24 protein-coding genes are annotated in these 26,763 nt (G+C 56.8%); 12 read left to right on the top strand and 12 right to left on the bottom strand.

Going from position 1 to position 26,763, the window contains the following annotated elements:
• Positions 1–90: 90 nt before the first annotated feature.
• On the bottom strand, positions 91–3,606 hold the full coding sequence (locus D777_RS07690; RefSeq protein WP_051669007.1) for an NAD-glutamate dehydrogenase: 3,516 nt from the start codon (positions 3,604–3,606) through the stop codon (positions 91–93).
• Between the two features lie 158 nt (positions 3,607–3,764).
• Here D777_RS07690 and D777_RS07685 point away from each other — a divergent pair, with 158 nt between their 5' ends.
• Complete coding sequence (locus tag D777_RS07685) at positions 3,765–4,217, top strand: winged helix-turn-helix transcriptional regulator (RefSeq protein ID WP_036130255.1); 453 nt, start codon at positions 3,765–3,767, stop codon at positions 4,215–4,217.
• On the opposite strand, the gene D777_RS07680 is transcribed toward D777_RS07685, so the two are convergent.
• Positions 4,218–6,188, bottom strand: a complete 1,971-nt coding sequence (locus D777_RS07680) for a sigma-54-dependent Fis family transcriptional regulator (RefSeq protein WP_036130252.1) — start codon at positions 6,186–6,188, stop codon at positions 4,218–4,220.
• 339 nt (positions 6,189–6,527) lie between these two features.
• Here D777_RS07680 and D777_RS07675 point away from each other — a divergent pair, with 339 nt between their 5' ends.
• Positions 6,528–8,324 (top strand): flavin-containing monooxygenase, encoded by a 1,797-nt coding sequence (locus D777_RS07675; protein ID WP_036130251.1) that lies wholly within the window; start codon positions 6,528–6,530, stop codon positions 8,322–8,324.
• 51 nt (positions 8,325–8,375) lie between these two features.
• Here the strand turns inward: D777_RS07675 and D777_RS07670 are convergent, their stop codons facing one another.
• From D777_RS07670 to D777_RS07660, 3 genes are all read right to left on the bottom strand, one after another.
• Positions 8,376–9,494, bottom strand: a complete 1,119-nt coding sequence (locus D777_RS07670; protein ID WP_036130248.1) for an HD-GYP domain-containing protein — start codon at positions 9,492–9,494, stop codon at positions 8,376–8,378.
• A gap of 177 nt (positions 9,495–9,671) precedes the next feature.
• Entirely contained in the window at positions 9,672–10,238 is a 567-nt protein-coding gene (gene efpL / locus D777_RS07665) for an elongation factor P-like protein EfpL (RefSeq protein WP_036130246.1), read from the bottom strand.
• 71 nt (positions 10,239–10,309) lie between these two features.
• Complete coding sequence (locus D777_RS07660; RefSeq protein WP_036130243.1) at positions 10,310–10,813, bottom strand: acyl-CoA thioesterase; 504 nt, start codon at positions 10,811–10,813, stop codon at positions 10,310–10,312.
• Positions 10,814–10,903: 90 nt separating this feature from the next.
• Between D777_RS07660 and D777_RS07655 the strand changes: the two genes are divergently transcribed.
• Both D777_RS07655 and D777_RS07650 read left to right on the top strand, forming a co-directional pair.
• Positions 10,904–13,108 carry a LemA family protein gene (locus tag D777_RS07655; RefSeq protein ID WP_036130240.1) on the top strand — a complete coding sequence of 735 codons (2,205 nt, stop codon included), beginning with the start codon at positions 10,904–10,906 and terminating at the stop codon, positions 13,106–13,108.
• Between the two features lie 44 nt (positions 13,109–13,152).
• Positions 13,153–15,009: an alkaline phosphatase D family protein gene (locus tag D777_RS07650; protein ID WP_036130239.1), complete on the top strand. Its 1,857-nt coding sequence runs from the start codon at positions 13,153–13,155 to the stop codon at positions 15,007–15,009.
• Positions 15,010–15,046: 37 nt separating this feature from the next.
• Here D777_RS07650 and D777_RS07645 read toward each other — a convergent pair whose 3' ends face one another.
• Entirely contained in the window at positions 15,047–15,745 is a 699-nt protein-coding gene (locus D777_RS07645; RefSeq protein WP_036131170.1) for a crotonase/enoyl-CoA hydratase family protein, read from the bottom strand.
• Positions 15,746–15,918: 173 nt separating this feature from the next.
• Positions 15,919–16,539, bottom strand: a complete 621-nt coding sequence (locus tag D777_RS07640) for a PEP-CTERM sorting domain-containing protein (protein ID WP_051669006.1) — start codon at positions 16,537–16,539, stop codon at positions 15,919–15,921.
• Between the two features lie 173 nt (positions 16,540–16,712).
• Between D777_RS07640 and D777_RS07635 the strand changes: the two genes are divergently transcribed.
• From D777_RS07635 to D777_RS07620, 4 genes are read left to right on the top strand one after another with little or no spacing between them, the layout of a single operon-like run.
• Positions 16,713–18,086, top strand: coding sequence for a hypothetical protein (locus D777_RS07635; RefSeq protein WP_036130238.1), 1,374 nt, complete (start codon positions 16,713–16,715; stop codon positions 18,084–18,086).
• A 15-nt stretch (positions 18,087–18,101) separates the two neighbouring features.
• On the top strand, positions 18,102–18,488 hold the full coding sequence (locus D777_RS07630; RefSeq protein WP_036130236.1) for a hypothetical protein: 387 nt from the start codon (positions 18,102–18,104) through the stop codon (positions 18,486–18,488).
• Positions 18,485–19,333: a DUF72 domain-containing protein gene (locus D777_RS07625; RefSeq protein ID WP_036130235.1), complete on the top strand. Its 849-nt coding sequence runs from the start codon at positions 18,485–18,487 to the stop codon at positions 19,331–19,333. Before D777_RS07630 ends, D777_RS07625 begins: the two co-directional genes overlap by 4 nt.
• A gap of 36 nt (positions 19,334–19,369) precedes the next feature.
• Positions 19,370–20,230 carry a hypothetical protein gene (locus tag D777_RS07620; protein ID WP_036130233.1) on the top strand — a complete coding sequence of 287 codons (861 nt, stop codon included), beginning with the start codon at positions 19,370–19,372 and terminating at the stop codon, positions 20,228–20,230.
• Positions 20,231–20,238: 8 nt separating this feature from the next.
• On the opposite strand, the gene D777_RS07615 is transcribed toward D777_RS07620, so the two are convergent.
• From D777_RS07615 to D777_RS07605, 3 genes are read right to left on the bottom strand one after another with little or no spacing between them, the layout of a single operon-like run.
• On the bottom strand, positions 20,239–21,033 hold the full coding sequence (locus D777_RS07615) for an SDR family oxidoreductase (protein ID WP_036130230.1): 795 nt from the start codon (positions 21,031–21,033) through the stop codon (positions 20,239–20,241).
• Positions 21,034–21,065: 32 nt separating this feature from the next.
• A complete protein-coding gene (locus tag D777_RS07610) occupies positions 21,066–21,389 on the bottom strand; it encodes a hypothetical protein (RefSeq protein WP_036130227.1) in 324 nt (107 codons plus the stop codon).
• 36 nt (positions 21,390–21,425) lie between these two features.
• Positions 21,426–21,734, bottom strand: coding sequence for a hypothetical protein (locus D777_RS07605; protein WP_036130224.1), 309 nt, complete (start codon positions 21,732–21,734; stop codon positions 21,426–21,428).
• Between the two features lie 134 nt (positions 21,735–21,868).
• Here D777_RS07605 and D777_RS07600 point away from each other — a divergent pair, with 134 nt between their 5' ends.
• Positions 21,869–23,059 carry a multidrug effflux MFS transporter gene (locus D777_RS07600; protein ID WP_036130223.1) on the top strand — a complete coding sequence of 397 codons (1,191 nt, stop codon included), beginning with the start codon at positions 21,869–21,871 and terminating at the stop codon, positions 23,057–23,059.
• Positions 23,060–23,061: 2 nt separating this feature from the next.
• Entirely contained in the window at positions 23,062–23,472 is a 411-nt protein-coding gene (arfB, locus tag D777_RS07595) for an alternative ribosome rescue aminoacyl-tRNA hydrolase ArfB (RefSeq protein WP_036130220.1), read from the top strand.
• A gap of 3 nt (positions 23,473–23,475) precedes the next feature.
• Here arfB and D777_RS07590 read toward each other — a convergent pair whose 3' ends face one another.
• Both D777_RS07590 and D777_RS07585 read right to left on the bottom strand, forming a co-directional pair.
• Positions 23,476–24,000 (bottom strand): cytochrome b, encoded by a 525-nt coding sequence (locus tag D777_RS07590; RefSeq protein ID WP_036130217.1) that lies wholly within the window; start codon positions 23,998–24,000, stop codon positions 23,476–23,478.
• Positions 24,001–24,063: 63 nt separating this feature from the next.
• Positions 24,064–24,408 carry a hypothetical protein gene (locus D777_RS07585; protein WP_036130214.1) on the bottom strand — a complete coding sequence of 115 codons (345 nt, stop codon included), beginning with the start codon at positions 24,406–24,408 and terminating at the stop codon, positions 24,064–24,066.
• 227 nt (positions 24,409–24,635) lie between these two features.
• Between D777_RS07585 and D777_RS07580 the strand changes: the two genes are divergently transcribed.
• Together D777_RS07580 and D777_RS07575 are read left to right on the top strand one after the other, a co-directional pair.
• A complete protein-coding gene (locus tag D777_RS07580) occupies positions 24,636–25,346 on the top strand; it encodes a response regulator (RefSeq protein ID WP_201443356.1) in 711 nt (236 codons plus the stop codon).
• Positions 25,343–26,755: an ATP-binding protein gene (locus D777_RS07575; RefSeq protein WP_036130210.1), complete on the top strand. Its 1,413-nt coding sequence runs from the start codon at positions 25,343–25,345 to the stop codon at positions 26,753–26,755. Before D777_RS07580 ends, D777_RS07575 begins: the two co-directional genes overlap by 4 nt.
• The last annotated feature ends 8 nt before the right edge of the window (positions 26,756–26,763 follow it).

The following is a 26,763-nucleotide window of genomic DNA, read 5'->3' as shown; positions in this document are numbered from 1 at the left end:
TCTGACAGTGCGTTTAGACTTTATTAATCCTTCAATTAAAACATGATGACTTTACTTGCAGTATTTTTTAGCCATTAAACATATTGCTGATCAGCAAATTTCAAGGGACAGCTCCCTGAGAACGCTGTGCGCCACTGAAAATACCGCGCAATCGACGTCGCTGGTCATTTGCATCTCACCGAGCATTTTCTGCCATCGCGCGAGCGTTGGTTGACGAGCATCACGCCACGCTTCCAACCTGTGGGCGGGCTCTCCCGCAGCCTCACCCTCAGCCCCTCCTCCTGAGGTCAGGACACTCGCGGTGAGCAGACGTAGCTGATGGTCCAACTCATCCCGGAAATGTACGGTCGCCATCAACTGCCAGTGGCCGCTGGCCCGATAGGCCCGCATCTGACGATCCAGCCATATCAGGTTGAGGCTCTCGCCCAACCTGAAATAGACCCAGGCTACCGACTCCAGATCCTGACCAAGCTGAAGGGATATCTCGATCATATCCATCAACCAGTACCGGCTTTCGGCAGAAGCGCAGTACACCGCCAGCGTTTCCGGGACCTTCTGCTCCCTGTACTCAGCATAGTGCTCAAACCAACGACTTTCAGGTATCACCGACGAAAGTCGCCCTGGTGAGGCAAGAACACCGGCCAGCAGCGGCTGGTAACGAGCCATACACTCTGCCGGATCCAGCGCAAGGTGGCGGTTATAAAGGAGCCAACTGGTACTCCGGGACACCAGGCTGATAACGTCACCGAACAGCGAAGCCTGAACCTTTGCCGCAATTTTCCCATCGAGGGCCTCAATGGCCTCCCAACGCTGGTTTACGTCATGAATATCCACCGAGATCAGGTACGCGGCGGCGATGCGCCCGTGATCTGCGCCAGTGGCATTTCGGATCTGCTCCAACCAGGTAATGCCCATGCGGTTGACCATGTCATTGGCAATCTGGGTCGCTGAAATCTCCGCCCGCAATGGATGGGTTTCAATCGCCTCAGGAAACGAGGCGCACAGAGACTCGGGAAACGCCGAATACAGGGCAGCTACAAATTTCGGGTCATGAACGATCGGCGCAGCCAGCAGGGCCTGTTTTAACTCAATTTTTGCGTAGGACAACAGCACCGCCAACTCCGGACGAGTGAAGCCTTCATTGCGCTCACGACGTTCCCGCAACTGGTCATCGTCTGGCAGGAACTCCAGCGCCCGGTCCAGACGACCATCGGCCTCAAGCCGACGCATCAGGCGCTCGTAGCTATCCTGAGAGCCGGCTTTTCCTGAGCAGGCAAGACTGAGGGCCATGGTCTGCCGATAGTTGTTCTGCAATACCAGTTCTGCCACTTCCTGCGTCATGGCTTTGAGCAGTCGATTGCGAGCTGCCAGGGTCAGCTGCCCTGCAGCAACCTGCTGGTTGAGAAGAATCTTGATATTCACTTCATGATCCGAGCAGTCCACACCTCCCGCATTGTCAATGAAGTCGGTATTGGCGGAACCGCCGGCCCGATCGAAGGCCGTGCGCCCAAGCTGGGTGAAACCGAGGTTTCCGCCCTCCCCCAGTACCCGGCACCTCAGGGCGCTGCTATCCACGCGAACAGCATCGTTGGAACGGTCACCCACTGACTCATGGGATTCACCGTACGCTTTAACGTAGGTTCCGATACCGCCATTCCAGATCAAATCCACCGGAGCCCTGAGCAGAGCCTGGATGAGCTCACTGGGCGTTACCTGCCGGGCATCAATCGCCAGAGCCTTACGCATTTCCTCCGATACCGGGATCGACTTGGCAGAGCGTGGAAATACCCCGCCACCGGCACTGATCAGTGATCGGTCATAGTCGGTCCACGAAGACGCCGGCAAAGCAAACAGACGCTGGCGCTCGGCAAATGACACCCTGGCGTCCGGAGTCGGATCCACAAATATGTGCAGGTGGTTGAATGCCCCGATCAGTCGGATGTGTTCGGACAACAGCATGCCATTGCCGAACACATCACCGGCCATATCCCCGACACCGACCACGGTGAAATCCTCAGCCTGGGTGTCGATGCCTTTTTCCAGGAAATGCCGTTTCACCGACTCCCAGGCACCACGGGCCGTGATGCCCATTTTCTTATGGTCGTAGCCCTCACTGCCGCCGGATGCGAACGCATCTCCCAGCCAGAAACCGTATTCCTCGGCCAGCTGGTTGGCGATATCCGAGAACGTGGCCGTTCCTTTGTCCGCCGCAACGACCAGATAAGGATCATCCTCATCGTGGCGAACCACCTTGACCGGCGGCACGACCGCATCGCCCTCGAGGTTATCGGTAACGTCCAGGAGCCCGCGGATAAAGGTCTGGTAACAGGCAACACCCTCCGCCCTCAGTGCCTCCCGGGAAGCATCCTTTGGCGTCTTTTTGACAATAAACCCGCCCTTGGCCCCCACTGGCACAATGACTGAGTTTTTCACCTGCTGGGCTTTGACCAGGCCGAGGATTTCCGTTCGGTAATCTTCGATTCGATCAGACCAGCGCAACCCGCCCCGGGCGACCCGGCCAGCCCTGAGGTGGACGCCTTCTACCCGGGGTGAGTACACAAAGATCTCGAACCGGGGTCTCGGTTTTGGAATATCCGCAATGGAAGTTGGATTAATCTTGAACGAGAGATATCCCTTTGGGTGCCCTGACTCGTCGGGCTGATAGAAGTTGGTTCGCAGCGTCGCTTTGATCAGCGCGAGGAACCGGCGCAGAATCCGGTCGTCATCAAGGCTGTCGACCTGCTCGAGAGCGGCCATAACACCCTGCTCCAACTGTGCACACCGCGCCTCGCGCTCCCCCATGGTCATGGAACCTGGCTGGAATCTGGCATCAAACAGGTCGACAAGATTCACGGTAATATCCAGATGGCGCAGCAGGGTATCGGCAATAAATGGCTGGCTGAATCCGAAGCGGAGCTGCTTGATATAGCGTGCATACGCTCTTAATAGAACCACCTGCCTCCAGCCAAGACCTGCCGCCATGACCAGCTGGTTGAATTCGTCGCTCTCCGCGAATCCGTTCCAGATTTCCCGGAAGGCCTCCTGGATCAACGCGACATAAGCCCCGATATCCTCGTCACTACCCCGGGACTGGAAAGTCACCGTAAAATCGCTGACGCCGAACTGCTCTCCATCCCTGCGTGTAATTCTGTAGGGATGCTCCCCAACAACCCTCATCCCAAGATTTTCCAGTATCGGAATCACATCCGAGAGAATGACAGGACGGCCCTGACTGTAGAGTTTGAAATACAATTCGCCCGGTTTGGCGTCTTTGGCCTGATAGAAGTACATGGGCACATCAGAGGCAACGGCTATCGACTGGATCTGTTGAATATCATGCAGTGCTTCTGTCACCGGGAAACGGGCACGGTACGAAGAGGGGAAGCTGCCGCTGAACATCTGAGCCGTCCGGCCACCCTGGGCCACGCCCAATTCCTCAACAAGCCGCGTATGAAGATCGTCGTCCCAGCAACGGGACTCCTCCATCATGCTTGCCACCACTTTGCGAAGGTCCAGCGATTCATCGGTCTCGATATTGTTGTGTTCAAGGGCATCGGCGAGCTGTTCCAGCAGACTTTGTTGTTGTATGGGGCGGGAATCGGTCATCAGGTTTCTCCGGGAGATCAACAGGGCGATATTGATGGATGTGCACTTCAGTATACTGAAACCCCGAAAGTCGCTTTGACCATATAGTTTAAAAAATCAGTTATTTTGATTATATTAATAGCCACCTTCAGGCGCATATCTCGACAGGCATCAGATTTATGGTCGAACTGGACAGGATAGATCACTCCATTCTCCGGGAATTGCAGAAAAACTCCCGGATTACGGTAACTGAACTGGCAACTCGGGTGGGGCTGTCCAAAACGCCTTGCCAGGTTCGGATGCGCCGATTGGAGGAGCAAGGCTACATCACCGGCTACACCACCCTCGTCAACCAGACCAAACTCGGGCTCAGCCATGTCGCTTTTGCCCAGGTGACTCTGAACGACACCAGCAGCAAGGCGCTGGCGGCCTTTAACGAGGCCGTACGCCAGATCTCGGCGGTGGACCAGTGCCACATGATGGCGGCGAACTTCGACTACCTTCTGAAAATCCGTACCCGGAATATGGCCGAGTACCGACAGGTGTTGGGAGAGCAGATATCCAGCCTGCCACACGTTTTGCAGACCAGTACCTTTGTGGTGATGGAGAGCGTGAAAGACGCCGGGCTGTAATCAATCCTGTGAACCCGGCGCCTCTGCTTTACCCAGGAACCTGGGGAGTTCAATCCCCTGCCGGCTCATCCAGCGGTAGACGGTGGGGCGAGACACACCAAAGCGCCGGGCGACTCTCGAAATATTCCAGTGGCACTCCTGCAAGGCCTCCTCAAGGGGGCTTTTGCTCTCTGCAAGGGAATCCTCGAGCGTGATGGGTGAGCCCTGCCCCTCCACACACTCCTCGGGCAAATCCGATGCCGTGATCTCCGCCCCCTCGGACGTTGCTTCGGCGAATGCAAGGGCGTTAACCAGTTGCCGGATGTTTCCCGGCCACCGATAGGCGAGCATAGCGCTCATGGCATCAGCCCTGAGCCTGATATCGGGCAACCCTCCATCGGACACCAGTTTATTGAGCACCGATTGAATCACATACTGCCGGTCGGCTCGTTGTCGCAACGGGGGCAGGCGCAGGGTTGCGCCATTCAGCCGGTAATAGAGGTCCGCCCGGAATTCCCCCGTGCGGATGAGCTCCTCGAGGTTCTGATGCGTGGCGGCGATCACCCGGCAATTGATTCGCACCGGTGCATCCGCCCCGATCGGCAGTATTTCGCCTTCCGACAGGACCCGGAGCAAACGCGTCTGTAGCTGAAGCGGCATATCCCCGATCTCGTCCAGAAACAGCGTGCCGCCGTCCGCCTGCTGGATCAGCCCCCTCATCCCCTTGGCCCTGGCGCCTGTAAAGGCACCACTGACGTAACCAAACAGTTCGCTTTCAATCAGCGATTCCGGGATGGCGGCGCAGTTGACGGCAACAAAACCCCGCTTGCTTCGATGACTCGAGTCGTGAATCGCCCGGGCCAGAACCTCCTTCCCCGTCCCGGTCTCACCCAGGATGAGCAGCCCGACATCCCGGTTACGCAAACGCCGGGCAAGGCCCAGTGTGCGGCGCATGACCGGATCATCCGCCGCCAGCGCGTCCAGTTCGGGAACGGCCTCCCGGGTATCCGGCGATTCCTCATCCGTTTTCCTCGACCTGGCATTACAGGGCTGGACCAGGGCTGCAAAAAAGGTGGCTCCACTTCCCTGGTGGCGGAAGGCACGAACCTGATCGTCCTGATCAAATGGAATACTCCAGATATCCTCAAGCTGGCACTCGAACAACTGGGTGAGCGCCGGCTTGCCGTCCTGCCCGGCATCAAACGGGGTGTCTGCGATTAAATCGCGCCCCGCAGTGTTACTGGCTTCAACCCGCCCCTGTTCATCAATCGCGAACAGATACTGGCCATTTACCTGGACAAATTCCCGGGAAGCGTCACAGCGGAAAATCACCTGGTTGCGATACCGGCGCAGGAAGTACGCGTCCTCAATCATCCTGGCGTATAGCTGGGTGAGATTCAGGGCAAAGGTCTGGCTATGACGCGCATGGGGCGAATCCAGAGCGGAAATATCCAGCACCGCCAGCAGCTTTCCGGAAGGATCCCGAATCGGAGCAGACGTGCAGGTCAGCTCAATGTGGGTGGCGTCGAAGTGGTCCACCCTGTGACAGGTCAGCGCCTCGTGTTCTTCTATGCAGGTACCAACGGCGCAGGTTCCCGCGTACTGTTCACTCCAGTCAGCACCGAGATAGAGGCCTGCCTGACGCAACCTCCGGTCCGAATGCTTGTTGCCAAGATACTGGACGGTGATACCCCGGTGGTCCGTCAGCAGCAGAACATAGCCTAACTGGGCAACCATGCCGTAAAGCTGTTCAACCCCGGCGCGGGCAACGTTCAGGAACTCGTCAACAGAGTCCTGGTGCTCCCGAAGCGTCTGGTGAGTCACAATACGGGCGCTTCGCGGGCGGCTCGGGTCCAGACCGTATTGCTGAATACAGCGCTTCCAGGACCTGCCAATCAACTCTCCCGGCAGGGTTCCGGTCCGCAGGTCATCCTCTGCGTAGCTGAGGATGGCATCAATATGATGGTGTTGCGCCAGTTGCGTGGTGGTCATACACAGCTCCAGAACCGTTCGGTTCTTTTGTTTTTATGTTTCAGAGTTCCTGCTGCAACTGACTACCACCTTATACCTTTCAACCGGCCTCAACATCCTCCCTTGGTACCGGTCACGAATGTTACACCTGTAAAGCACGGCCTCCTGAAAGCCGTGACACCCGTAATCATTTCCAGGGCCCCAGCGGTCCGAAAAACAACACACCCAGAGGCACGAACAAGATTTTTCCGCATTTAATTCAGATAGATAAAGAGCCATCAATAGCCAGACCCTCACTTTGGCATAGCTCATGCTCAGTCCCCCTTGCGAACAAAAACAATGCAACAGTGGAGAACAGCAATGACGCAATACACCCCCAACCAGAAGGTTGAGCAATGGCTGGCAAGCTTTTCTGAAACCCTCCAGTCGGAATCACCGGAACAGGCGGCCGAACATTTTGAGGAAGGTGGATTCTGGCGCGATCTGGTCGCCATGACCTGGAACATCAAAACCATGGAAGGCCACGAAGAAATCCGGGATATGCTGTCCAAAACCGCCGCTGACAGGCGTCCACACAACTGGCAGCTGCTGGAAGATGCCACCGAGCAGGACGGCGTGGTGGAAGCCTGGATTACGTTCGAAACGTCCGATGCGCTCGGCAAAGGCCAACTCCGGCTCAGGGACGGCAAAGCCTGGACCCTGCTCACCACCATGCAGGAACTCAGGGAATTTCCGGAAAAACGCAAATTCCTGCGCCCGAAGGGAGCCCAACATGGTGCCAGCAAATCCCGTCAGACCTGGCTGGAGGCCCGCCAGCAGGAAGAGCGGGAGCTGGGTTATACCCGCCAACCCTATTGCGTCATCATCGGCGGCGGCCAGGGTGGCATCGGGCTTGGAGCGCGCTTGCGCCAGCTGGATGTGCCAACGATTGTCATCGAACGTAACCCCAACCCAGGCGACTCGTGGCGCAACCGGTACAAATCCCTCTGCCTGCATGACCCGGTATGGTACGACCATATGCCTTACCTCCCTTTCCCGGACCACTGGCCCGTCTTCTGCCCCAAGGACAAGATCGGTGACTGGCTGGAGATGTACACCAAAATCATGGAGCTGAATTACTGGAGTTCCACCGAGTGCACCAGTGCGAGCTACGACGAAGCCAACCAGGAGTGGGTAGTGAACGTAATACGGGATGGCGAGCACATCACGCTGCGCCCGACGCAACTGGTAATGGCTACCGGAATGTCAGGCATGCCCAACATCCCGGATATCCCGGGCATGGAAACCTTTAAGGGTGAACAGCACCACTCCAGCAAGCACCCCGGAGGCGAAGCTTACAAAGGCAAGAAGTGCATTGTCCTCGGGGCCAACAACTCCGCGCACGATATCTGTGCCGCCCTGTGGGAAAACGATGCGGATGTAACCATGATCCAGCGCTCCTCCACCCACATCATCAAGTCCGACACCCTGATGGACCTGGCGCTTGGCGGCCTCTACTCGGAAGAGGCTGTACAAAACGGCGTTACCACCGAGAAGGCCGACCTGACCTTTGCCTCCCTGCCCTACCGCGTCATGCCGGAGTTCCATAAACCGGTTTACGAGCAGGCTCGGGAACAGGACGCCGACTTTTACAACAGGCTTGAGAAGGCAGGCTTCATGCTCGACTTCGGCGACGACGGCTCGGGACTGTTTCTCAAGTATCTGCGCCGCGGCTCAGGCTACTACATCGACGTTGGTGCCTCTGAGTTGGTGGCCCAGGGGGAAATCAAGCTCAAAAGCGGTGTGACGATCGAGCGCATCAACCCGAACTCGGTGACACTGACAGACGGAACAGAACTGCCCGCGGATCTGATTGTCTACGCCACCGGTTTTGGTTCCATGAACGGCTGGGCCGCCAGGATAATCTCCCAGGAGGTCGCGGACAAAGTGGGCAAATGCTGGGGCCTGGGCTCAGACACCACCAAGGACCCGGGCCCCTGGGAAGGCGAACTGCGTAACATGTGGAAACCGACCCAGCAGGAAAACCTCTGGTTCCACGGCGGAAACCTGCATCAGTCGCGTCACTACTCGCTTTACCTGGCCCTGCAGTTGAAAGCACGAATGGAAGGTCTGCACACACCGGTTTACGGTCTGCAGGAGGTACACCACCTTTCATAACACCCGTTAAGGCTTCGTTCACCGCTGCTTTAAGCAGGCGGTGAACGGCTGTCAGGTGTTGTCGGGGAAAGACTTCTGAATCCTCGATATCTCCCCCAGATTCTCAATCAAAGCCTGCACACAGCTCGGATCAAGCTTTTCGCCCGACATGCGCCTCATCTCGCTTAGCGCCTCTTCCTGCGACCAGGCCTCCTTGTAGGGACGCTTGCTGGTCAGCGCATCATACACATCAGCCACCGCTACGATCCTTGCCTCAAGAGGGATGTCGTCTCCGGCCAGGCCGTCCGGATAGCCTTCGCCGTTCCAGGCTTCATGATGGTGAACAATGATATTGAGCAACACATCAAGGTACTTGAGCTTGTCGAGCTTGAAATTACGGACAAGTCGTTTGGCAAGCTCCCCCCCATTTTCTGGGTGGGTTTTCATCACTTCGAACTCTTCCTCCGTCAGCTTGCCGGGCTTGAGGAGAACATTGTCCGGAATCGTAATCTTGCCGATGTCGTGGAGGGGAGCAAACAGGTAAAGGTATTCGCTGAACTGATCGTCGCTGTCCGATTCACGCATCAGTGATCTGGCAATGGTCCGTGCATAGCGAGACATCCGGTGCAGGTGGGCACCGGTTTCCGGATCCCGAAACTGGGTCAGATCGATTGCAGATTGAACGGTCGACATCAGGGTCCGTATACTGATCAGCGATGTATGCATCAACATACCGATCAGGTCCGCCACCAGATCCAGCCGATCAATACATTCCTGCGAGAAAGCGCCTTCCCTGTCCGCATTAAAAAACACAAATCCGACCAATTCCCCCGCACAGTTCACCGGTACGGTGTAACTGCCTCGGTAACCTGCGGCGTAAATTTTCTGGGCATGAATGTGCTTGCTATCCGAAAACACGGCAAGGTCCTGCTCCAATCTCACGGTGTTATTGATGGCCAGCTGGTTCAGAGAATGGCATGCACTCAGGCGTGCCTGGTAATGATTCAGTGGCGACACATCGCCGCTGTAGACGAACGTTCTTATCAGATCGGTTTCCTGATCGTAGAGCGCAAGAGAGACTCTGGTGATGAAAGGAAAATGCTCTTGGGTGGACCGATGCAGATGGGCCAGTTTATCGGCAAGGGAACCGCTCTGGTTCGCGGACACAAGAGTTCCGTAATTACTGGGCATTTTTCGCGCTTCTCTGGACAAGGCGGTGTTGGCTGTTAGTTACAGATTAGACGCCTGGCCGCTGCTTGCCACATTTCGTGAGAGCCACCGGCGAACTGGAGGCCCAGAACGGCCTTTGGAAGGGAGCAGAAGATGGGCCCCGGGAGAACGAACCTCCTCCCGGAGCATATACGGTGATCAGGCCCGGCTCAGGAACTTACGCTCTTCAACGTTGATCTTGATACGGTCACCGGTGGAGATATGTTCCGGTACCTGCACGACCAGGCCGGTCGTCAGGTGAGCCGGCTTGGTCCGAGCGGTTGCGGAGCCGCCTTTAATCGATGGATCGGTCTCCTCGATGACCAGTTCAACGGTGGGAGGCAGGTCCAGCCCTACCGGAGAATCACTGACCAGCACCACCATCAGGTTTTCGGTATCCTCAGTGATGAATAGCAGCTCATCTTCGATCGCGTCCCGGTTGAGCATGTACTGGGTGTAGTCTTCGGAATCCATGAAGACATACTCGTCGCCATCCGCGTAGGAGAACGTGGCCGGGCGCCGCACCAGATCCGCCAGGTTGAGCATGTCAGAATCCTTGAAGGTTTCGTCCAGCTTCTGCTTGGTCACCACATCGTACATGCGCATGCGATAGAGACTGCCACCGGCACGGCCCTGGGGAACGGAACGCTCGATATCCTTTACGAAATAGACCCGGCCCTGGTATTCAACCGCCTGGTTCTTTTTGATCTCACTCGCTTTTGGCATTGGAAACTCCGAATTTTTGCTCTTGGGGCTGCTTATTTACCACGACTCGCGACGCTTGGCGAGATCCAGCCTCAGGACTTGTCCTCGGCACGCACCAGTTGCTCGCGGGTTTTCAGCCGCCCTTCCCGCCGGATTTCCGCATTCTCGTAACGGCGCTTCTGCTCCTCCGTCTCCGGAATGGCCTTTGGAACGTCAACAGGATTGTCGTTCTCGTCCAGGGCTACAAACGTGAAGAACGCGGACAGTATGTGGCGGGTGTCTCCGGTGTAGCTGTTCTCTGCCTCAACCCTGGCCCCAATCTCCATGGATGAGCCCCAGCTGCGGTTGAGTGACAGGCTGAACAGCAGTGTGTCATTACCTTTTGCGGGGGCGCGGAAGTGGATGGAGTCTACCGACGCGGTGACACACACATGGGCGGAATGCCGCTCCGCCACCACCAGGGCCAGGCGGTCACACTTGGCCATGATCATACCTCCGAACACGGTATTGTGGGCGTTCATGTCGTTGGGAAACACCTTGTAGACATGCTTTTCGATAGCCGACGCCGAAATCGGTTTGCTGTTCATTGCTGACATGTTGTCCGCTCTCTTTGCTTGATCTGACGGAAGGCTACCACGATCCGATATACTCTGTGTGTTTTCGGGATCGGTAAAAGGATTATTGCCATGCGGCGCATCAACATCGCCAGCACTCCAGGCCGCGTATTTACGGCCGTCATTGCACTCTCCTGCCTTGCAGGCTGCTATTTCCTGATGAATGCAGGGCTTCAGCAGTTAACCGAGGCACGGCAAATGGAACGCCTCCCCCAAACCCCCATCGCCGCGCTGACACAGGGCCCTTACGCAGTCGCCGGAACCGTGAATGGCCGCCTTGGCACCACAAAAACGCCATACTCCGCAACGGAAGCCGTGTATTACCGCTACAAACTCGAAGAAGAGTACAGGGATTCGGACGGTGACCGGCGTGTGCGCACTCTGGATTCCGGACAATCCGGTTCCAGCTTTGTGCTCGACGATCAATCCGGGAACACAACCATCACCCCAGGCTTTGATCTGTCCACCGCTGAATGGAATATCCATCGCACCTATCGCCGGAAATCCGGCTCAAAGATCTATTCCGAATGGGCACTGCGGCCCGGAGACACGGTACGGGTGATCGGCAACTACTCAGAGGTAGATCAGTCTATCAATCTTCAGGAAATGACCCAGTTCAACCTGCCCACACTGGTATCCACCAGTGCACAGGGCAGCGATAGCGGCGACCGGCTATTCGGAGCCGCCCTGCGGATTTCCATCGCCACCGGGCTGCTCGCGCTTGGGCTTGCCCTACTGCTGCCGCTGATTCGTATCCACCGATTCTGGGTCTACGTGGTGATTATGTCCCTGGCCGTCGGCGGCACGCTGTCGACGCTGGGCATTACCAAGCTCAGACACGAATGGCAGGCTATAGCAGCACTGTATGAAACCCGATATCAGCAGCTCGATAGCGCCAAACAGCAAACTCTTGCCCTGGCCGACGTTGCCGCCCTGAAACAGCTAATCCGTTTGAGTACCAGCGGTTGGCTCGACCGATGGATGTTCAGAAACGAAGTCGAGAACCGTCTTCCACTGCCAGAGCTGAATGCAGAAACTACAGCTCGGGCTCAAGCCATTGTGGAAAACCAACCCGATGCCCGTTATCAACACACCTGGACCAGCAGAGCTCTGGCGGCCGGGAGTGTGGTGCTAGCTCTGATCTGCCTGATCTTCGCTATTCGCACCGTGAAGCTGAAGCGACTGATTGAAGCAGTGCCTACCAGCAGCACTCGCGGTCTGAGTTTCGGGCTATCCGAGCTCAAAGGCATGGTGGACACAGACGATCAGTATCCCCCGCTTCGCGATCCACTGAACGACCAGAAGTGCGTTGCGTTCGACTACAAGGTCGAAGAGAAGCGGGGGTCCGGAAAAGATGAGAAATGGAAGGTGGTCGAGCACCGGACCGAGCAAGTACCTTTCTGGCTTGAAGATAACGAAGGTCAGGTTCTGGTGGCTCCGGATGGCGCTTCTATTGATTACCCCTTGCATCACTCGGAAATCCGCGGAGATCGGCGCTATAGCGTGCGGCTACTGGACACGCTGGTGAATGTGTACTGCCTGGGTTTCGCCGGGCTCGACCGCCAGCAATCTGATCGACTCACCATCCAACAGGATGAAAACTCCCCTTTTCTCATCAGCGGCAAGGACGAAGAGGATATCGTACTGGATCGCGGCGCCCGGGGGTTTGCGGGCATCGCCGTCAGCCTTGGACTGACGCTGTTTTCAGCCACGGCTCTATTCGCAGCCGACGGGGGATTCAGCCCGGACAACCTCATACTCTCGGCGCTCATGGTGCCACTGCTGCTAAGCATCTACACCGGCATACTGCACTATAACGACATTGTTTTTCTCAAGAACCGGGTCGACCGGGCTCGTGCCAACATCGACACCATTCTTCAGCAGCGCCATGATCTCTGGCCGAACCTTGAGAGCGTGGTGAAAGTCGCCCTCTCCCATGAGAAGAAACTGCACAAGGTCATCGCTCATCTGCGGCAAACACCGCCGTCTTCCGGTCGGACTGCCGCCGAACTGGAAAAAACCATGGGCCTGGAGCGTCAGGTTGCACGGTTCTTACAGGCCCGGGTCGAAAACTATCCGGACCTGAAAACCAATGAGATAATCCAGACATTCATGGCCATGATGGCGGATACCGAGAATTACCTGTCGCTGCTACGCGACAGCTACACTGAGAGTGCAAGGATATACAACACCCGGATTCAGTCCTTCCCGGATCTGATTCTGGCAGCCCTGTTCCGATTCAAAGCGGTTTCACAGTTCAGCCAAGAAGGGCAGTAACCTCTCATTTACAACAAAACAGCCAACGGGAAAAGGACCTTTCCATGATGATATGCGGCCCGGTTGTGCGCCATGCCAACCGTTCTGAACTCAATGTCTGGTTTGTGCTGGACCGCCCTGCCAGCGCACTCGAACTCAACGTTTTTGCGGACGATCAGAAGCAGCAGACGCTGAGCACGCACTCCGAAGCCACCAAGGTTATTGCCGGAGAGCGTTGCGTTTTCTGCCTGTTGCGGGCGGCTCTGGATCTCGGCGATGGGCATGGTGAGGTTTTCTACGAGATAACCGTCGACGGCGAGCCCTTCGGTGACCGCCAGTTGCTGGATTCCCTTTGCCTGAGCGGGCAGGCCCTACCGGGCGTTTATCTCCCTCGAATCCATCAACACTTTTTACAGGCGTCCTGCAGAAAGCCCCATGCCAGCCACCAGACATCCCGGCCGGACCAGATGGCGCGGGCCCTGGAACAGCTTCAGCAGAATCTTGGCACGGTCGCACGGCCGAGCCAGATGTTTCTCACCGGGGACCAGATCTACGCAGACGACGTATCGCCCCTGCTACTGGATTACCTGCACAGACTCCGAGACCGGCTGGGACTCCAAGATGATCTCGAACACATCCCCGCCGGTAAAGACCTTTTCCGCCTTGGCAAGCTCGATGCCCGCGAATGGGTAACCCGCGCCGGGCTGGGCTTTACGTCGTCGGCAAAATCCTCACACCTGCTCAGCCTCTCAGAGTACCTTTGCATGTACCTGTTCGCGTTCGCCGGGGTTGCACCGGACGACGGATCAGACTTCGCCAGCCACGACGCCCTCAAACCGAGGCTGGCAACCCATCCCCGGAACACCCGGGACGGCAAGGCGCCGCCGGTTCAGTACAAGTATGATCTCACGGCGTATGAGGAAGACCTCTCAAACTTGCAGGCCTTCGCGACGTCGGCCCGACACGAGGTGAGGAAGCTGTTCGCCAATATCTCCGTTTATATGATCTTCGACGATCACGAAGTCACCGATGACTGGAACCTGTCGAAAGCCCACAATCGCCGTTTGACCACGACCGACCTTGGTCGCTATACCCAGAGAAACGCTCTGGTGTCCTATTTCCTCTGCCAGCACTGGGGGAACCGCCCCGACGGAGCCGAACGAGAGCTGAATGATTTGCAGGCGTTCCTGACCGATTCCCGGGACTATTCCCTCGACACCTGGCTGTTCACAAAGTACTGGGGCTATGAACTGGAGCAGACGCCACCGGTCGCGGTGCTGGATACCCGCACCCACCGGGCGTTCAGCAAGCGCGGCAAACACTCACTCGGGCTGATGTCTGATCCGGAAATCGAGGCGCTGGGGAACCGGCTGGCCGCTTTACCCGAGAACAGGACACTGATCCTGGTATCCCCCACCCCGATGTACGGGTTCAGCCAGATTGAATACCTGCAACTCAAGTTCCCGATGCTGAAACGAACCCTGGACAGAGAACCCTGGGCCGCAGACGAGGCCTCGCTGAACGCGCTTCAGAACGCCTGCCTCCGGGTTCCCGGTGTCGAGCACATCATGGTGTTTTCGGGGGATGTTCATTACGCCTTCGCCCGCCGTTTCCAGCCATTGAAGGAAGGCCCGGTATTCTGGCAGCTATGCAGCAGTGCAAGTAACAATGCGCCGGTCGGCGCGGATGTGGGGCTGCGGTTGATTGAGAAGCTGGGGCGATGTCTGAGCGACCAGCAGATCCGTTACCTGCTGCCAGACGGCGAAAGGTATTTTCTTACCAGCGACAAGAACATCGGCACCCTGGCCCTTGACGATCAGGGCCAGCCACTGGAGAGCCGACTGCTGTGTGCGGGGGATAGCGGGTGGTACGAGAAACGGTACGACCTCGCTGACTATCGCGAAACCCCGGACAACCGCTAACCGGAAAAACAAAGGCCGCCCGAAGGCGGCCTGCATATCAACCGTTCAGCCCGAGGCTCTCGGCGTCCTTTTCGATGGCGTTGTCCAGCGCTGCCAGGTAATCGGCTTTCGCCTTCACCTTGGTTTCGCGATGGGCGCGCATGTTCAGGGTCTTGAAGTAGCTGGCTACTTCCAGTGCCCGCGCGGCCAGCTTGTCCTGGGCAACGGCTTCATCCAGGAATCCGGCCTCAACCGCACCTTCCGGGCTGTAGATTTCCGCATTCACAACGGAACGGTAGAAATGCGCCGGCACCAGGCGGTGGCGGGCAATTTCGAGACCGGCGTGGTGCATGGTCATGCCAATGGCCACTTCGTTCAGCCCCAGCTTGAACGGGCCTTCAATGCCAATACGGTAGTCCACAGAAAGCAGGATAAATGCGCCCTTGGCAATCGCATGGCCACTGCAGGCGCCGATCACCGGCAGCGGGAAGGCCGCAAGGCGGCGGGTGAAGGTGGAGCCGACTTTAACCAGGGCAGCCGCTTCATTCGGGCCTTTCTGCATCTCTTTCAAATCGTAGCCGGCAGAAAAAACGCCCGGCTGACCCGTCAGGATGACGATCGCCTTGTCCTGCTCTGCCTGATCCAGAGCCTTGTTCAGGCCTTCAAACACTTCGTGGCTCAGGGCATTCGCCTTGCCGTTGCTGATCGTAACGGTCGCGATGCCGTCATTCAGGTCGTAAGTTACTAGCTCGGTCACCAGCTTTCCCTCGTGATTGGCACTCATTCAAGTGAGTGTTTGTTTACATATTCAGACAAGGAATTCTGGTGCACCGGCCGCAGACTTTCAATCCCTAAAACAGGATTGACGCCCAAAACAGAAAAGGGCCGCATAAGCGGCCCTTTCAAATACATCCGTGTTGTCCGTCTGGCTCAGCGCCGGCGCGACAGGCCCATACCCATCAGACCAAGGCCCAACAGAGCCAGCGTTCCGGGCTCCGGAACAGAGACGATAACTTTTACGTCGTCCAGGAAGTTGCCAATGGTTCCGGTCTCGGGAGTGACCGATGTAAACATGAGGCGAGTGTTGATGGCACTGGCGATGAAGCTGCCAGAGAAAATGCTCCAGCCGCTGGTGGTGTGATCGTCAAGCAACCATGTGCTGGCGACACTGCCATCAGGGATCAGGGCAAATTCGAAAGACTCACGTTCGCTCTGGCGCGCCTGGTAGGCAAAACTGACGTCGTAGGTTTCACCGATGACGGTTTCAATGTCCTGATAAATGCTGAACGCGGAACCGGTGTACGGGTCAGAATTCAGTTCAGCGAACTGGCTGCCCTCGTGAGCGGTTTCACCGTTATAGTTGTCCCAGATTTCAATGCGGCTACCATCCCAGCCGGCCACGTCACTGGAGTCGAACGATTTCCAGGTACCGGACGCTACATCCGGGTTTTCAAAACCACCGTTAACAACCAGGTTAGCGCTTGCGGGAGTGGCGAAAGCAAACAACATTGTAAAAGCACTGAGACCAGCTAGACGACTGAACAGAGACATAACGACTTCCTCTACTTCGTGTTCATGACAGAAATATGCGTTGTTCATATATTCAGCAAAGTAGGGGCCAATTCAGTACTTTCACCTTTTTATCAATCAGCTAACATAACGGTTACATACACCGGACTCTGGATGTGTAAGCTTTGTCGACACCCCCTGTAAAGAAAATGAGCATGGAACAAGAAACCACATTCAGAATCGCCACACTGTCGCCTGTAAGGACACCCATAAGCTCCAACAGCGAGCAACGAGCTGCCCACGCGCTCAGGGAAGAGACCGGTGGCTTGGGCATACCCCCAAGCGAATCACTTCTTGGGGCTTCAGATACCCTGAAGGCATTCCCGTGGCCATGGGCCAACGGTTATGGCACGCTCGACCATGACAACCTGCCGGAGTTTTTTCAGCCTTTCGAATGTTATACGGTCGACACCAGCGCCTGTACCGAGGCATCGGAGTCCATGGCACAGCTAACAAAAGCCTGGAGCGGCACTGTCGACTGCTGCCAGCTTTATCTGTATGACGACACCATCGCTCTGCTTCAGCTGGATATCTCACTACCATCAAACCTACCGGCTATTCATCAGGCCCTGCTTTCCGGCGAGCTCGACAAAACCCTGTCGAACCTTGCATCCGATATCTACAACCTGTGTCTTTACCCACTGTTCCATGAATATTGTTTGAATTTTCGGTCGAGATTCGGATCGAGGCAGCAACAAAACGAGCATCAACTGAGGGACCCCAACAAGCTTCAGGTGTTTAAAGATGTCACGTTTGATCGTCAGCATGCGCCGCCAAGCCACGTGTTATGGACGGGCCGATACGCGGCGATCGCCCCATCCGTGCTGGCAACGTCCTTGGGAGAGGCATTGCATGAGTGGGCATCGTTCCCCGGCACCCGGGAGCAACTGGGGGAAAAAGGGCACTACGTGGGCTCGGGCAACATTCTCATTACTGGTGGCTCGTCTGCGGCCATCCGAGATGACTGGCTTCGAGGCCTGTCCCTCTGTCAGTTCTACAATGCGATTTTGTTTATCTACGGCTCCATACTCAAATCGAGCTATTCACAGCTGACAGATCTCCTGGGGGCGAGACGGACCCGCAACCGGGAACTCAATCGACTGATGAAAGACGTCACACTGAGTCTCGATCACCTTGAATTTACGCGGCTGGAGTTCAACGAGGCCCGGGTGGGCGTTCAGGGCGAACGGGCCCGAATTGTCGAGGATACCTGTGCGGCCTGGAAGCTCGACAACCTGATTGCCAGCGCATTGGAACGCACCGACCTGATTCGCTCCCGTATTGCCCGCCTGTTGGACGAACGCAAGTCGCGGGTGGACAAGACGGTAGAGCTGATTCTGGCCGGTATTGGTGGGGTCGCTCTGGTGGATCTGTTCATTTCCCTGACAACCGCCGCCAGAGACCTCAGGGAGGACGACATCCCCGGACTTCTGGATGCGTTCCTCTGGCTGCCACCGGATGGCTCCATTGGCCTGTCGTCCCTGCTTTTGATCCTGGTTTTTGCCTATATTTACCTGGCAAAGCGATAATATTTGAGGCCCCCTGTGACTGAAAACACCCGGATCCGTTTTCTCGTCCTGCTCTCTGTACCACCCGAGCAAATGGACGCAACCGGCGATTTCATTGCCGAGCGACTCACCCAGAGGTTTGGGGGTGTCACCAGAACCGCTGGGGCCGGGCTGCCGGTACTCACCGGGTACTGGGCCGATGACGGGCCGGCGTTCAAATCAGACTATGATGGCGAGATTCACAAGGAGTCCGTCATGGCATTGCTGCTCTCCGTGCTTCCCGACGACGAACACGACGCCTATACGCTGATTCAGAACAGCATCGCAAACGCCAATGTGAGGTTTAAGCTGGGCATTCAGCACGTCCATGTGGAGACTCAGGTCGTGAAAGCGCACCACTTTTCAGTCCCGACCGCATCATGACGCTGCCGTATTTCCTGGGCTGCCCGCAATGGCAATCTCCCGCGTGGCGGGCTCTGCTGCCGGCGGGCGGAAGCCCCCTTGAACGGTACAGCGCGGTGTTTAATTGCGTGGAGGGCAATACAACATTCTACTCCACACCCACCCTGGCCCAATGCGAGCAATGGCGAGCCCAGGTACCTGACGACTTTCGCTTCCTGTTCAAGTTCCCCCGCCAGATTACCCATGACCGGCTGCTTGCAAAGGTCGGTGACGAAGCCCTCAGCTTTCTCCGCACTCTGGCGCCCCTGAACGATGTGCTCGGCCCCTTGCTTGTTCAACTTCCCGCTGCGTTCGGCCCTTCCCACCTTGACGACCTTTGGCGCTTTCTCGACGCACTTCCGGAGCCCGTAGTCTGTGCGGTTGAGGTCAGGAATCCCGCATTTTTCGAGAAGGGAGATGACGAGAGAGCGCTCAACCGGGGGCTCCGGGACCGGAATACATCAAGGGTCTGCTTTGACAGCCGAGCGTTGTTTTCAGCGGCCCCGACAGATGAAGCAACCCGGGAAGCACAACGGAAGAAGCCAGACGTTCCGGTCCACGTGCTACCGACAGAGGCGCCCCCCGTTGTCCGCTTTATCGGCCATCCGGATCTCGCTCTGAACCGTGCATTTCTCCTCCCCTGGGTAAACCGGGTTGTTGACTGGCTGGACCGGGGAATGCGCCCTTTTATTTTCATGCACATGCCCAACAACGATGACGCGCTCGAACTCGCCAGGCTTTGGGCCAAACTCCTGAAAGAACGGCGTTGCGGCTTCCCGGAACTCCCCCTGGAAACGAAGCCACCCCAACTTGGTCTGTTCCAATAGGCTACACTTTGTCATGTCTAACCGGGAACTGACCCCATGTTTCGAACCCTGATAGCGCTATCTCTAACGCTTACCCTGTCGGCCACTCTGCGCGCCGAGACCTTCCGTTTAGGCTTGCTGCATGGCGATAGAGACGTTTTTGCCTACGAAATCTCGGTCATCCGGTTAGCCCTAGAGTACGCACCAGGCGACCATGAACTGATACTTGTACCATTGTGGGACGCCCCCCAAAACCGGATTTTCAGACTCCTGGAAGAGGGAAGAGGGCAAATTAATGTGTTTTTCAGCGGCTACAGCCCTGAACGGGAGTCCCGATTCCTGAGAGTAGACGTACCGATGACGCGTGGGCTTCTGGGATACCGATTACTGGTTGCGCCACAAGAGCATATCGAGGCGCTGTCCCGGATACGCACCGTGGAAGACCTCCAAAACATTGTTATAGGCAGTGGAATTGGCTGGCCCGATAACGATTATCTCGAGGCCAATGGTCTGACTCTCAGCATTTCCCAATACGCCAACCTGTGGCCAATGCTCAAACGCGGCCGGTTCGATGCCTTTCACCGTGGGGTTCAGGAGGTTTACGAAGAACTCCGCAAACCTCAGAACCAGGGACTCGCCATTGTCCCGGACATCGCCCTGCGCTTTCGCTATGACTACTTCCTGTTCGTCAATCCGGCGCGCAGCGACCTGCACCGAATTCTGACCGATGGGTTTGCCCGGGCCTACGAAATGGGAGCGCTCGATCGGCATTTTACAACGGCCCCCCGCATCCACGAAGCACTCACCCGAAGCCAATTGAATCGACGCATCATTATCTCCCTGGAGACTCCCGAGGCTTACCGGTCCCTGAACGAGATAGCCGACAAATTCTGGTACACCCCGGATGCGATGCAGTAGAGCCGTTGCTATTTCATGGATCGGGTCACCCGGAACAACACCTCAGGTGCCAGCCGCTTCAACCAGAGCGCTGACATTTCCTTGCCTTTGCCCACAGGTATTTCCCGCTTTCGGCTCTGCAATCCCTTGAAAATAACCTCGGCGCACTCATCCACGTCCATGCCCGCGGCAATATTGTCATCCAGCTCTCCAAACGCTGAACCATCGGCAGCCAGGGCATTGCGGGAGATATCAGTACGAATAAATCCGGGAACAATCGTCGACACGTGCAGCCCATCACCTTCGACTTCGGCTCGCAAGGCGTCATAGAACCCCATAACGGCATGTTTGGCGGCACAATAGCCGGTGCGCAATGGCACGCCGACCTTACCCGCCACGCTGGCAGTGACCGCCAGATGCCCCGAACCACGCTCCAGCATGTGGGGAAGTACGGCTTTAGTCAGCGCTATCTGCCCCATGACATCCACGTCCAGCAATTTCTGGTAGACGGACAGATCGGTGTCTTTGCAGAGGGAGCGCTGGGAAAGGCCGGCGTTATTGATCAGCACATCAACAGCCCCGAAACGATCCATCACCGCGGCAACGGCACCGGGTAGACTGTCCCATTCGGTCACGTCGAGCGGAAGCACCAGAATATGGTCCTGGGGCAATCCGGCCTCAACACACCGATTGGCGACACGCTGCAACTCTGCTTCCCGCCGTGCCGAGAGGACAAGCCCCGCTCCTGCGCGGGCATATTGAAGGGCGAGAGCTTCACCGATACCGGAGGAAGCGCCTGTAATCCAGACCGTCTGGGCAGACATTTCAAATCCTTATTGTTATTGATTGAACAGGGTCAGCCGAAATAATCCTGTATCCAGTCGAACAAGGTGTTCACTGACAGATCAGACAAAGCCATCGCCTGAAAATTATTCCCAACTTCCTCATCAATCGTGATGAACTGATACAGCACATTGCCCGGCTGTTCGTCGTGCAGAATGAGGGTAATGCGCCGTCGGGTACGTAAACAGTCTATAGTCATGACGTCTGCGGGGATGCCTGAATCGCGCATGCCCCGACGGACTTCCACTACCGGGTTAATATGCTCGTGAGCAGCCTGAATCTTGGCGTGAGCATCACTGGCCATATCAGACAGGGTCTTCAGGGGATCTTCCGACATTTTACAGCTTCCAGAACGTCAGGTTGGATTTTGGCCTCAATTCACGGGCTCGCAGCCACGAACTGCAAGCGCGAGATTGGCACTGGCCTTGATCTGCTCGTAGTACTTGGACGCCTGATTGACACCCATGTCTGCGTAACTACCGGCCGTCGGGCTGATCAGGCGGCTCAGGTCGGCCAGGGCAGAGGCCGACTGGCGGTCGCTGTCATAGGCATCGAAGGCCTGATAGATTTCACTGCAGGTGACGCCATCGCCGTCGGTTGCGGCGCTCGACATGTAGGTAGAGGTCTGGCAGCCGGACAAAGCGGCTGCAGCGGCAATAGCAATCAAATAGCGGTAATTCACGAATCTCGCTCTCCAGGTTATCGGCTCTGCCGTTTATAGCAGCCTGAAATACTATCAGAAATCCGGCTTCGGAAACTTCGCATGGCGATATATCACGATCTTAGTTAGCTTTCTATCTACAAAGGAGGTGGATTGTGTCTCATTTTCAACTTGCATTACTGCTCGGAATGACAGTCGCTCTGGGCCCTCTGGCGCTGGATGCCTACCTGCCAGCCTTTCCCGATATTTCCGACGCTCTGGGCATTCCGCTCGCAGATGTCGGGTTAACCCTGAGCGCTTACGTAAGCACCCTGGGACTTGCACAACTTGTCGGTGGCCCGCTCTCCGATCGATACGGCCGCCGCCCCATATTGCTTGGTGGCCTTGCTATTTTTGCCACCGCCGGCGTCATGGTGTCACTGGCGGACTCCCTGTCCGCCATGGTGACCTGGCGCATCGTTCAGGGTATCGGCGGTGCGTTTTGTGCGGTGTCCGTACCAGCTATTGTTCGGGATCAGGTCAATGGCCAGGAAGCGGCCAGGCTGTTCGGACTCATCGGCCTGATCATGTTTATCGCGCCCGCCGCTGCGCCCTCACTCGGCGCCCTGATGCTGACCCTGGGTGACTGGCATGGCATATTCGTGCTTTTGGCCGGCTATGCGCTGTTCCTGGCCGTTGCGCTCCAAACGTTTCTGTTCCCGAAACTCCAGCCGCGGCCGCCGGCAACCACCCCCGTTAAAACCCTGGCCACCAATTACCTGCTGGTTCTGCGTCATAAAACCACCATGCGATTCGTCGGTATTCAGGTGCTTTGCTTCAGCTCCATGCTGCTGTTCATCACCCATTCTTCCTTTATTTATCAGGAGTGGTTCGGGCTATCGAAAAGCATGTTTTCGATTCTGTTCGCCGCCAACATCGCCCTGATGGCGGTGTTGAATCTGATTAACCGGCCTCTGTTGCGTCGATTCTCGTCGGTAGCGCTTCTGCGCGTTCAGGTATCACTACAATTCCTGGCCCTTGTAGGGCTGGTGACTGTCGTGGCGCTGGACTCACCGCTCTGGCTGGTTGCCCCGTTTATTATCGCGGCCATTGGCTGGCAAGGCGCCATCGTTCCCAACAACATGGCGAATGCGCTGGAGTTTTTCCCTCATCTCGGGGGAACAGCTGCGGCATTGCTGGGCGCATCGCAGTTCACGATCGCGGGCGGCATCAGCGCCTTATCTTCCGTCTTCGGAGGGGGCCAGCTTTTGCCAATCGTTGCCAGCATGCTAGCCTGTTCCGCTGGCGCAGTGCTTCTGGCGCTGGGAGCCCCTAAAGCTGTTGAGAGAGAGTTAGCCCTGGCATAGATATGTTGAAGATTTCCAATGCAGTAGAACTTGCGGACTGGGAAATTCAGATCACCCAGATCCGCGCCCAAGGCGCTGGGGGCCAGAACGTCAACAAGGTAGCCTCGGCGGTGCACCTGCGTTTTGATATCCCCCGCTCCACCCTGCCACCGTTTTACAAGGAACGACTGCTATCGCTCTCTGATCAGCGCATCACCAAGGACGGCATAATCATCATCAAGGCCCAGTCTTTCCGGACCTATGAACAGAATCGTGAAGACGCCCTGGAGCGATTGAAAGCCCTGATTCAGCGCGCCGTAAAACAGCAGAAAGCCCGGCGGGCGACCAGACCCACCAAGGCTTCCCAACGACGACGGGTGGACAATAAAACCCGTCGGGGCCAGACCAAGGCACTCAGGGGAAAAGTGCTCTGATCATCACGCCATCCGTTTCATGACCCGGTCACCCAACCAGAATTGGTGGGCAAGTGCCGCTGCCACATGGATGCCGATAGCCGCCCAGAAGACCGTTGCCAACACCTCGTGAATCTCCTCGCCGGCATCTTCCAGCCATTCCATTTCAGGCCCCGGCGCAAACACCATCCAGCCGAACAAAGACACCGGATCGCCCTCACCGAGCGATGTTGCCAACCCGGACAATGGCATAAGGATCATCAATCCGTAGAGCGCCAAGTGTCCGATCTTCGCCATCCTGGCCCAGTTCTCTGGCATGGAGATTTTTGACCGGTTTACCCAACGCCAGGCAAGCCTGAACAGTAGCAACCCGAACACCGTCAGCCCCAGAGTCTGGTGCCAGGCCATCAGATCCGAATCCGACCAACGGTGCTCAAGTGCTTCGAACCAGACTTCAGAGCTGAGGTTCACCAGCAACAGTATTGCCATCGACCAGTGCAGGGCCCGGGAAACCGCCCCGTACCGGTTATCAGCATCCATCATACTCATCGTTCATCTCCTGCCGGACAGCCGGCCAGCGCCGATCCCCGACGCTGCCGCTATCAATCCTTGTTAATCGTGATTGGAACCACGAACCCGACCACCGAAGCGATTGAACTCGTGCTCACGGATCAGGTTCTGCTCTTGATCGCGCAGTTCGACCCGGTAAGTACCGTCGGCTGTCTCATTCATCGCAACCTGAACGCCTGGACCAAACCGTTGTAGAGCCCGGCCATGGGCCATGATTTTCATTTCGTCAGCACTGTACTGCTCTTGCTGCCCTCCCATGGACAGATCATTGCGCCGGTATTCGTATCGCTCGTCTTCCCAGCGATCATCATCCGCCGAAACAACAAAGGGCAAAGCGGTCATCAGGGCAACCGAAGACACGGCCATGAATGCAGTCACTTTTTTCATAGAAGAACTCCTTACTGGTTTGATACACAAGGCGCTTGCCTGTGGGTGTTCATTCCAGCAACAAACTGTCGCAGAGATATCTCCAGACAACGGCCGATTTGTCTCAATTTGTCGCAAAGTCTTTGGTTGCGACGGTTTACGACAACCCCATTCCCACGACACGGGATTACTCCCCTATAATCGGAGCCATCAAACAAAGGGTGGGGTTAAGAGTGAGCGATTCTCCGATGATTCTGGTGGTGGATGATCACCGTGACATTCGGGATCTGGTCGGTCGGTATCTTCAGGATCACGGCATGCGGGTTCAGGTTGCCGATGGCGGCGACGCCATGAAGCGAAAGTTGAGGGACCATACAGTGGATCTCGTGGTACTGGACATCATGATGCCCGGCGATGATGGACTGACACTGTGCCGCTATCTGCGCGAGCACACCGAACTACCTGTCATCCTGTTAACAGCCATGAGTGAGGAAACCGATCGCATCATCGGCCTGGAAATGGGCGCGGACGATTATCTGACCAAACCCTTCAACCCCCGTGAATTACTCGCCCGCATCAAAGCTGTATTGAGGCGAACAGCGGCGCTCCCTCCCCAGCGCAGTGCCATGGTCGGACAGCGACTCGTGTTTGAAGGCTGGACGCTCGATGTAGACAGACATCAACTGATCGATCAGGAGGGCGTAGAGGTTTCCCTCAGTACTGCAGAATACAAGCTGCTACTGGCCTTCCTGGAGCACGCTGGCAGGGTCCTCTCCCGAGACCAGTTGATGGACCTGATTCAGGGGCGAGAAGCCGATGCGTTCGATCGCAGCATCGATAACCACGTTAGTCGTTTGAGGCGGAAAATCGATCCCGACGCTCGCCACCCAAAGCTGATCAAGACCATTTGGGGCGGCGGGTATCAGTGGATCGCAAGCGTTGGAGGTGAAAGCGAATGACGCTCTGGCCACGACGTGCGGGTGGACAACTGGCACTCCTGCTGATTGCCGTTCTCCTGATTGCCCAGATCATCACCATCGGAATCCTGGCCGGAGAGCGCCAGGGAGCTTTGCGAAGCGCTGGACAAGAGCACGTTCTGGAACGCTTTTCAGACGCCTATACCCTGCTGGACAGCGCCGTGCCCGAACGCCAGGCTCGTATCATACGCGCACTGACAAATCCGACCATGCGCCTGTCTATCGACAGCGCCCCTTCCCTGACGGCTGACAACTCATCGGCCATTAGCGATCAACTATTACAGCAACTGAAGCTGGAACCGGGCCAGGTTCGAAGCTCCATTGCGACGGATGATCTGGCATGCATACAGCACCACGAGTCGGATCATGATGAAGACGAAGAGCACGAAAGAGACGATGATGACCATCATGAACGTGACGAGGAACACGAAGAACGGGAATGCCCACCAACGCTCAAGGCATCCATAGCGCTGGCATCAGGTGATTGGTTTAACGCGAGTGCGCAACCTTCCGCGCCCTCCTGGCTCTGGCTGAAAGCCACCCTCAGCAGCGTTGGCGTTACCGCCATCCTGCTGACACTGACGGTTCTGGTGGCTATCCGGCGAATCCTTAAACCGGTGAACGAACTCAGCGCGGCCGCCCATGCCTTCGCCCGCGGAGAAAAGGTTCATGTGGATGAGCGAGGCCCGGAAGACATTCGCGAAGTCACCCGGGCATTCAACCAGATGCAGCACCAGGTAGGCCGCGCCCAACAGGACAGGGAGCGCCTGCTGGCTGCGCTCGCGCACGACTTGAGAACCCCCATCACATCCATGCGCTTGCGCGTTGAAATGCTACCCGATGGCGAGGACAAAACCCGCCTTCTGGCAACACTGGAGGAGATGCAGTCCCTTTCCGAAGCAACCCTGGATTTCATTCGCGGAAGTACCACAGAGCAATACCGGCGCTACGACATCGCCACCCTGCTGGATAGCCTTTGCTCTGACCTGCAGGATATTGGGATGGCGGTGGAATACCACGACAGTCCACGATGCGTTTTGCAGGGACAACCCGAGGCACTCAAACGCGCCCTGCGCAACCTGATCGAGAACGGCGTGACTTACGGACGACGTGTTGAAGCCAGCCTGTCCTGCAGCGAACACAATGCAATCGTGACGATCATTGACTGCGGCCCAGGTATTCCCGAAGCCGAGAGGGAGAGCGTGTTCGAGCCGTTCTATCGACTCGAACAATCCCGAAGCCGGGATACCGGTGGAGCCGGACTGGGACTGGCGATCGCCCGGACGCTGATTCGCGGGATGGGAGGAGATATCCAGCTAGACAGTGGACCGGATGGACTGGGCCTGAAAGTATCAGTGATACTTCCCCTCCCCCCGACCGGATCAGCTTAGGTCTTTAA

It is taken from the genome of Marinobacter nitratireducens (genome assembly GCF_000708045.1).
GTDB lineage: Bacteria > Pseudomonadota > Gammaproteobacteria > Pseudomonadales > Oleiphilaceae > Marinobacter > Marinobacter nitratireducens.
Note: the sequence above shows the minus strand (reverse complement) of the source record. Positions and strands in the feature narration are given on the sequence as shown.